Origin of the sequence: Streptomyces sp. SID5910 (genome assembly GCF_009862125.1) — a bacterium.
Lineage (GTDB): Bacteria > Actinomycetota > Actinomycetes > Streptomycetales > Streptomycetaceae > Streptomyces.
In genome coordinates, this window is the sequence record NZ_WWHX01000451.1 from 1 (window position 1) to 7,391 (window position 7,391).

General features: G+C 74.7%; 8 protein-coding genes and 1 pseudogene. 3 read left to right on the forward strand and 6 right to left on the reverse strand.

The annotated features are described in order from the left end of the window. From GTW67_RS15980 to GTW67_RS15990, 3 genes and pseudogenes are all read left to right on the forward strand, one after another. A pseudogene (locus tag GTW67_RS15980) lies at positions 1-1,215 on the forward strand (hypothetical protein); the annotation flags it as partial. A gap of 87 nt (positions 1,216-1,302) precedes the next feature. Beyond that, the gene (locus GTW67_RS15985) at positions 1,303-1,692 is read left to right on the forward strand and encodes a luciferase domain-containing protein (RefSeq protein ID WP_161165493.1); all 390 of its coding nucleotides are present in this window, start codon (positions 1,303-1,305) and stop codon (positions 1,690-1,692) included. 55 nt (positions 1,693-1,747) lie between these two features. After that, positions 1,748-2,116, forward strand: coding sequence for a DUF779 domain-containing protein (locus tag GTW67_RS15990; protein WP_161165494.1), 369 nt, complete (start codon positions 1,748-1,750; stop codon positions 2,114-2,116). A 49-nt stretch (positions 2,117-2,165) separates the two neighbouring features. On the opposite strand, the gene GTW67_RS15995 is transcribed toward GTW67_RS15990, so the two are convergent. The 6 genes from GTW67_RS15995 to GTW67_RS16020 all read right to left on the reverse strand — a co-directional run. Next, entirely contained in the window at positions 2,166-2,360 is a 195-nt protein-coding gene (locus GTW67_RS15995) for a hypothetical protein (protein ID WP_161165495.1), read from the reverse strand. Positions 2,361-2,475: 115 nt separating this feature from the next. Continuing rightward, positions 2,476-3,339 carry a phosphatidylinositol-specific phospholipase C/glycerophosphodiester phosphodiesterase family protein gene (locus GTW67_RS16000; RefSeq protein WP_161165496.1) on the reverse strand — a complete coding sequence of 288 codons (864 nt, stop codon included), beginning with the start codon at positions 3,337-3,339 and terminating at the stop codon, positions 2,476-2,478. Positions 3,340-3,532: 193 nt separating this feature from the next. Further along, entirely contained in the window at positions 3,533-4,615 is a 1,083-nt protein-coding gene (locus GTW67_RS16005) for an acyl-CoA dehydrogenase family protein (RefSeq protein ID WP_161165497.1), read from the reverse strand. Continuing rightward, complete coding sequence (locus tag GTW67_RS16010) at positions 4,612-5,793, reverse strand: acyl-CoA dehydrogenase family protein (RefSeq protein WP_161165498.1); 1,182 nt, start codon at positions 5,791-5,793, stop codon at positions 4,612-4,614. The genes GTW67_RS16005 and GTW67_RS16010 overlap by 4 nt, the downstream gene beginning before the upstream one ends. After that, positions 5,790-6,761, reverse strand: a complete 972-nt coding sequence (locus GTW67_RS16015; RefSeq protein ID WP_161165499.1) for an NADPH:quinone oxidoreductase family protein — start codon at positions 6,759-6,761, stop codon at positions 5,790-5,792. Before GTW67_RS16015 ends, GTW67_RS16010 begins: the two co-directional genes overlap by 4 nt. 89 nt (positions 6,762-6,850) lie before the next feature. Then, positions 6,851-7,391, reverse strand: a 541-nt coding sequence (locus tag GTW67_RS16020) for a helix-turn-helix domain-containing protein (RefSeq protein WP_161165500.1), incomplete at its 5' end; no start/stop codon positions are given.

Sequence of the window (7,391 nt, forward strand, 5' to 3'; positions counted from 1 at the left end):
GTCGTCACGGCGCTGCGGGCCGCGCGGAGCGCCGACGCCGCCTACCGCCTCACCGACCTCGCCGCCGCGCTCCGCGACGTCCTGCGGCTCGCCCACCGCCTCCCCGCCGCCGGCGGACAGGAGCTGGCCGAGCTGCGCGGCAGCGCCCGGCAGCCGTACGCCCCGAACGGTTCGCTGCGCCTGTACGGGCTGTTCTCCGAGCCCGTGCTCACGGCGACCGGATACGCGGGCGCCGTCACGTGGACCGCCGACGCCACGGGCCGGCTCCACACCGTCTCCGACGTCGCGCCGGGCGGCGCCGGCCGGGCCACGGGCGCCGCCGACCGCGGTGTCCGCATCGGCGACACGACACTGACCCACCGTGAACTGTCGCGCGCGGGGCTCGTCGTGTCCGGCGCGACCGTCTCCCCGACGGGCCGCCTGGGCGCGGGGGCGGGTGTCCGGGCGGTCCGCGCGTCGGGTGCCGCGTGGCACGCCGAGCCGCTCGGCCGGCTGTGGGCGGTTCCGGTGGCCGAGCAGTTCTCCCGTGCGCTGACGACCGACCAGGACCTGCTGTTCCTCGACGTGACGCTCACCGGCACGGTGCGCGAGGCGGCGGGCGAGTGCCTGGTCGCCGACTGCGCCGGGCTGACGGTGCGTCTCGCCGCGGCCCATGACGATCCCGCGCTGCCCCACCGCGACAACCTGCGCCTCCTGGCGTCCGCCCGGGGTTCCCGTCTGCGGGTCGTCGCCCGGCTCACGCCGGCCCCGCTCCCCCGCGCGCTGCTCCTGGCCGTCAGCCACCCCACCGACTCCGACGCGCACGTCGACCTGGGTCTGGACCGGCTCCTCCGCGCGGATCTGCCCGCGCACGTACCGCCGGCCGCCGCGCCCGTGGCCCTGCCCGAGGCCGACGAGGCCCCGGTGCATCTGCTGCGCCGCCGGGTCCATCAGGCCGTCTCCGGCGGGCGCCGCGTGCTGGCGTTCCCCGGCGGCCGCGACGCCGACGGTTCGCGACTGCGCCGGAACGGCCTGGTCACCGCGGCCGAACTCCTCGACGGGCTGCACGCCGCCGCCGCGGACCGCGCCCGGGACCACTTCGGCCGGCTCCTTCCGGCGGACACCGGCCGCTTCGCCCGCGCCTGGCTCGCCGCCGCGGTCTGCGCGGAGGAGCTGGACCGCGCCCTGTGCGCCGCCGCGTGGGAGGTGGAGCCGGGACGGCGTGACGCGTCCTGAGCCGGTCGTCCGGGATTCCACCTCACGTGCCGGTTACGAAACGCTCAACCCCTGGTTGCGGCGCGGTGATCCGGCGACGATGGGGGCATGACTCTGGCCCAGCGCGCCTTTGAGCGGCTGCACGCCTGGCCCGACCTCACGTCGGGTCCGGCCAGTTGCGGAACCGGGCGGGCCCTGCGCTCCGTCCAGGACGAGATCGTCCACTTCCACTCGGACCGGGACGTGGACCTCCACCTGACCCAACGGGCCATCCAGCGTTTCCAGTACGACCTCGGCGGCTCCAGCGCCATACACCTGGTCCCCGGCTCCCGTTGGGTGACCGTGCACCTGGACTGCGACGCGGACGTCGACCTGCTGCTGAGCCTGGTGAGCATCGCCCTGAAAGCCCATCAGTCGCGGCCCGCCGCGGACCTGCCGTCGGAGTGCAACTTCCACCGCGTCACGGTGCTCCCCCGCTCGGCGGCCGGGGAGATCTGAGACCCGCCGGGCTCCGCAACGCACTCGCAACCTTGCGCGTGCTGCCATGCACGGCATGCGCGACACATACGAGGAGACCCCACGCGTCGAGCTCACCGCCTCGGCGGCCGATCTGCTGCGGCGTCTGCACGGGGCGCACGGGCCGCTGATGTTCCACCAGTCCGGCGGGTGCTGCGACGGCAGCGCCCCCATGTGCTACCCGGCCGGCGAGTTCCGCACCGGCGCCGCGGACGTCCTGCTCGCGGAGCTGGTCGTGGAGGGCGTCGAGGAGCCGGTGGCGTTCTGGATGTCCCGCAGCCAGTTCGCGGTGTGGAGTCATACCCGGCTGATCGTGGACGTGGTCGAGGGGCGGGGCAGCGGCTTCTCGCTGGAGGCGCCCGAGGGGGTGCGCTTCCTCATCCGCTCCCGCCTCCTCGACGCCTAGCCGACGCCCCCCCCCGTCCCCAACTACCGGGCGCCGCCCCGGCCGTCCGTCACGGTCTGAGGCTGCCGACGATGTCCGCCGTGGCCATGAGACCGCTGTGGATGGTCGGGGCGATGCTCGTGCCGGCCAGGTAGAAGCCGAGCAGCAGGCAGACCAGCGCGTGCGAGATCTTCAGCCCGCCGTTGCGCAGGAAGAGCACCGCCAGGATCGTCAGCAGCAACACCACAGAGATGGAAATGGCCATCGTCAACCTCCTCCGCCACGTCCACTTCGCGGCGTTCGGCCGTAAGTGTGGCGTAACGGAGGGTTTCTCCGGGCGGCTGACCTGTCCTCCGAACGTGTGATGTTCCGGCGGGTGCCTACGCGCCGCGGCGGGCGTCGAGGAACGCCTCCAGCCCTGCGAGGTCGTCGGTGTTGAGGTGGTCGACGCCCGCGGCGAGCAGTTCGCCCCACACCGCGTCCCGGGCGGCGCCCGGCAGATCGGGGGTGGCCCAGAAGCGCACCCGCTGCCCGCGCGCGTGTACCGCGCCGACGATGTCCCGCAGCTTGCTCCGCTCGGCCTCGGGGAAGGCGCCGACGCCCTGCCAGGTGAAGTTGAGCGTCCAGTTGTCGCTGATCAGCGGGACGAACGAGGCCGGGGCGGAGGTGCCGAGGTCGGTGAGACGGCCGTCGTAGAAGGCCGGGCGCGTCTTCTGGGCGGCCATGGGGGCGCGGGCGGCACGGTCGCCGGAGACCACGACGGTGACCGCACCGGGGTGGACCCGGCCGTGGGCGTAGGTGGTGAACAGGTGCCGGTAGCGGCGCAGCCGGCGGTCGAGTTCGAGATACGTCGCCGCCCCCTCGGTCTTGATGTCGACGAGGAGTTGCAGGGGGCGCCTGTCGCCCCGGTACACCCGGCCGTGGTGGGCGCGGACGCGGGCGGCGAGCGGGTCGAGGTAGAGGGACTCCAGGGTGCGGGCCGGGTCGAGGTCCTCGGGGTCGTGGGCGACCAGGAGCCGGCCGCCGACCAGGTAGATGTCGGCCTCGACGCTGCCGAAGCGGTGGTCGAGGGCGTCGAGGAGGGGACGGGGGTGCTCGTAGTCGTTGTGGGCGTGCGCGCGCCACAACGGGCGGGGTCCGCGCCTGTCTTCGCCCGCCAGCGCGGTGCCGGCGGGCAGGGCGACCGCGCCCGCGAGGGCGGCGCCGAGGGTGGTGAGGGCTCTGCGTCGGGTGGTGCGGGCCATGCTCTGCCTCCCTGGGGGTGCCGTACGGGACGCCTGTGAGTATGGGGTCCCGGGGCACTCAAGGAGCAGAGGCGTGCGGTGAGTTGGCCGGACCGCCGCCGGTGGTTCACCTCACGGGCGATCCGCGGAAGGGCGGCGCACAGGGAGATGCCCGCCCCCGAGGGGACGGGCATCTCTCTTGTCCGACGGCCTGTCAGGGTGCGCGCAGGTCGGCCAGTTCGGCCAGTGCCTCCCGGTGGGCGCCCGCCGTGCCGTGGGCGATCGAGTCGGCCTTGGCCCGCTTCAGGTAGAGGTGGACCGGGTGCTCCCAGGTCATGCCGAGGCCGCCGTGCAGTTGCAGCGCCTCCTCGGCGACGTGGACGGCGACCTGGGACGCGTACGCCTGGGCCACGGCGACGGCCACGTCGGCGTCCGCGCCGGTCGTCAGCGCGTCGGCCGCGTTGCGCGCGGCGGCGCGCAGGCCCGCGACCTCCAGCCACAGCCGGGCCAGCCGGTGCTTGAGCGCCTGGAAGCCGCCGACCTGGCGGTTGAACTGCCTGCGTTCCTTGAGGTAGCGGACCGTCTCGGTCAGCAGCCAGTCGGCGAGGCCCAGTTGCTCGGAGGCCAGCAGTCCGGCCCCGGCCCGCAGGGCACGGCGCACGGCGGGCCCGGCGTCGCCGAGCCGGCGTCCCGGCGCCCTGTCGAGGGCGACCGTCGCGACCGGACGGGTCAGGTCCAGGGACGCGCGCGGGGTGACGGTCGCCGCGGCGGCGTCCACCGCGTACAGGGCGCCGTCGTCCGCCGGGACGAGCAGGACGTCGGCCACGGTGGCGTCCGCGATGCCGGTCAACTCCCCGTGCAGCAGCCCGTCCTCCACCCGTACGGCGGGGTGGGCGGCGCCGGGAGCGGTGTGCAGGCCGACGGCGAGGACGCCGATGCGGCGTCCGGAGGCCAGCTCGCCGAGCAGGTCCTCGGCGCCGCAGGCCAGCAGGGCCTCGGTGGCGACGACGGCGCTCGTCAGATAGGGCACGGGCGCCACGGACCGGCCCAGCTCCTCCAGGGCGACGGCCGCCTCCCGGTAAGTGGCTCCCTGGCCGCCCTGCGCCTCGGGCACCAGCAGCCCCGCGAGACCCATGCCCTCGGCCAGCGCCTTCCACAGCGCGCGGTCGTGGGGCGCGTCGGACTCGGTGCGCGCGATGACGCCCGTCGGGTCCGAGTGGTCGGTGAGCAGGCCCCGGACGGCGGCGCGCAGCGCCTCTTCCTCCTCCGAGTACAGCAGGTCGGGCTGTGCGCTCATCGGGCCAGGTCCTTCCAGGCGACGTCCTTGTCGGTGCGCGGTTCGGCGGGCAGGCCGAGGACGCGCTCGGCGACGATGTTCAGCAGGACCTCGCTGGTCCCGCCCTCGATGCTGTTGCCCTTGGAGCGCAGGTAGCGGTACCCGGCGTCGCGGCCGGTGAAGTCCACCAGCTCGGGGCGGCGCATGGTCCAGTCGTCGTACAACAGGCCCTCCTCGCCGAGGAGTTCGACCTCCAGGCCGCTGATCTCCTGGTTGAGGCGGGCGAAGTTGAGCTTCATGCCGGCGCCCTCGGGGCCGGGCTGGCCGGCCGCCAGCTGCTGGCGCAGCCGTACGCCGGTGAGCCGGGCGACCTCGGCCTCGACCCACAGGCCGAGCAGCCGCTGGTGCAGGTCGGGGGTGCGCAGGTCGGGGCGTTCCCGCCAGGTCTCGGCGATCTTGCCGATCATGCCGCCCTCGCGGGGGATCGGGGTACCGCCGATGGCGACGCGCTCGTTGTTGAGCGTGGTCTGCGCGACCCGCCAGCCGTCGCCGATGTCGCCGAGGCGCATGGCGTCGGGGATGCGGACGCCGGTGAGGAAGACCTCGTTGAACTCGGCCTCGCCGGTGATCTGGCGCAGCGGCCGGACCTCCACGCCGGGGTCGGTCATGTCACAGAGGAAGTAGGTGATGCCCCGGTGCTTGGGCACGTCCGGGTCGGTGCGGGCGATGAGGATGGCCCAGCGGGCGAGGTGCGCGCTGGAGGTCCACACCTTCTGCCCGTCGACCACCCAGGTGTCGCCCTCGCGGACGGCGCGGGTACCGAGGGCGGCGAGGTCGGAGCCGGCGCCGGGCTCGCTGAAGAGCTGGCACCAGACCTCCTCGCCGGTCCACAGCGGGCGCAGCAGGCGGCGCTTCTGCTCGTCGGTGCCGTAGTGGAGGATGGTCGGGGCGGCCATGCCGAGGCCGATGCCGATGCGCCGGGGGTCGTTGTCGGGGGCGCCCGCGGCGGCCAGTTCGGCGTCGACCACGGCCTGGAGGGAGCGGGGGGCGCCGAGGCCGCCGAGGCCTTCGGGATAGTGCACCCAGGCGAGTCCGGCGTCGAAGCGGGCCCGGAGGAAGTCGAGGCGGTCGGTGCCGGCCGGCGGGTGGGCGGCCAGCAACTCCTGTGTGCGGCGGCGCAGTTCGTCGGCGTCGGTCATGCGTCGGCTCCCTTCTCCAGGACGACGGCCACGCGGCCGGTCGTCTTCCCGTCGGCGACCCGCTGCACGGCGTCCGCGGCCCCGCCGAGCGGCACCCGCTCGCTGATCAGCGGCTTGATCGCGCCCCGGGCGGCGAGGTCGGTGAGCTGCTCGTGGCAGTGCTGGACCAGCTTCGGGTTCTTGGTGTTGTAGAGGCCCCAGTGCAGGCCGAGGATCGAGTAGTTCTTCACCAGGGCGTGGTTCAGCGCGGGGCTGGGGATCGTGCCGCTCGCGAAGCCGACGACGACGATCCGGCCCTCGAAGGCGACGGTCTTGGCGGACTGGGTGTAGGCGTCGCCGCCCACCGGGTCGTAGATCACGTCGGCGCCCCGGCCGCCGGTGGCCTCCTTCACGGCGGCGACGACTTCCTCGCTGCGCCGGTCGATCACCACGTCGCAGCCCAGCTCGCGGGCCACGGCGGCCTTCTCGGGGCCGCCGACGACGCCGACGACCCGCGCCCCGGCGGCCTTGCCGAGCTGCACGGCCGCGCTGCCGACCCCGCCGGCGGCGGCGTGGACGAGCAGGGTCTCGCCGGCCTCCAGGCGGGCCCGGCGGTGCAGGCCGAACCAGCCCGTCTGGTAGCCGATGTGCAGCGCGGCGGCCTCGGCGTCGTCGAGGGCGTCCGGCGCGGGCAGCAGGGCGCGGGCGTCCGCGACGGCGTACTCGGCGAAGCCGCCGTGGGGCAGCGCAGGGTTGGCGAGGACGCGGCGCCCGTCCTCGGTCTCGCCGCAGATCTCCACGCCGGGGGTGAAGGGCAGGGGCGGCCTGACCTGGTACTGGCCCCGGCACATCAGCGCGTCCGGGAAGTTGATGTTGGCGGCGCGGACCCTCAGCAGGACCTGGCCGTCGCCGGGCGTCGGGGGCGGCACGTCGCCGAGGCGCATCACCTCGCTCGGCTCGCCGTTCTCGTGCACCTGCCATGCCTGCATGCGGGGCCTCCACGCGACTGTCGGTCCGGGTCCCCCGCATACTAAGCGGTCGCTTGCCGATCAGGGAACAGGTGGCGGCGGGTCGTCCGTCACGGCCGGGCGGGCCGTGCGCGGACGTGCATGCGCTCCCCCTGCGGGCCGAACAGGCTGAGGAACTCGACCGGCCCCTCCCCCGTCGAGCCGAACCAGTGCGGGACCCGGGTGTCGAACTCGGCCGCCTCGCCCGCGCCGAGCACGACGTCGTGCTCGCCGAGCACCAGGCGCAGCCGGCCGGAGAGGACGTACAGCCACTCGTACCCCTCGTGGGTCCGCGGGTCCGGCTCCTCCTGGCGCTGCGGCTCCAGCACCTTGAACGCCTGGAGGCCGCCCGGCTGGCGGGTGAGGGGCCAGTGGGTGCGGCCGTACCGCACGATGGGCCGGGCGCGCACCCGGGGGTCGCCGACCGGCGGGGCGCCGACCAGTTCGTCCAGCGCCACCTGGTGGGCCTGGGCGATCGGCAGCAGCAGTTCGAGGCTCGGCTTGCGCAGGCCCGACTCCAGCCGGGACAGGGTGCTGACCGAGATACCGGTCGACTCGGAGAGGGCGGCGAGGGTGACCTCGCGCTCCTTGCGGATCTGCCGGAGCCGCGGT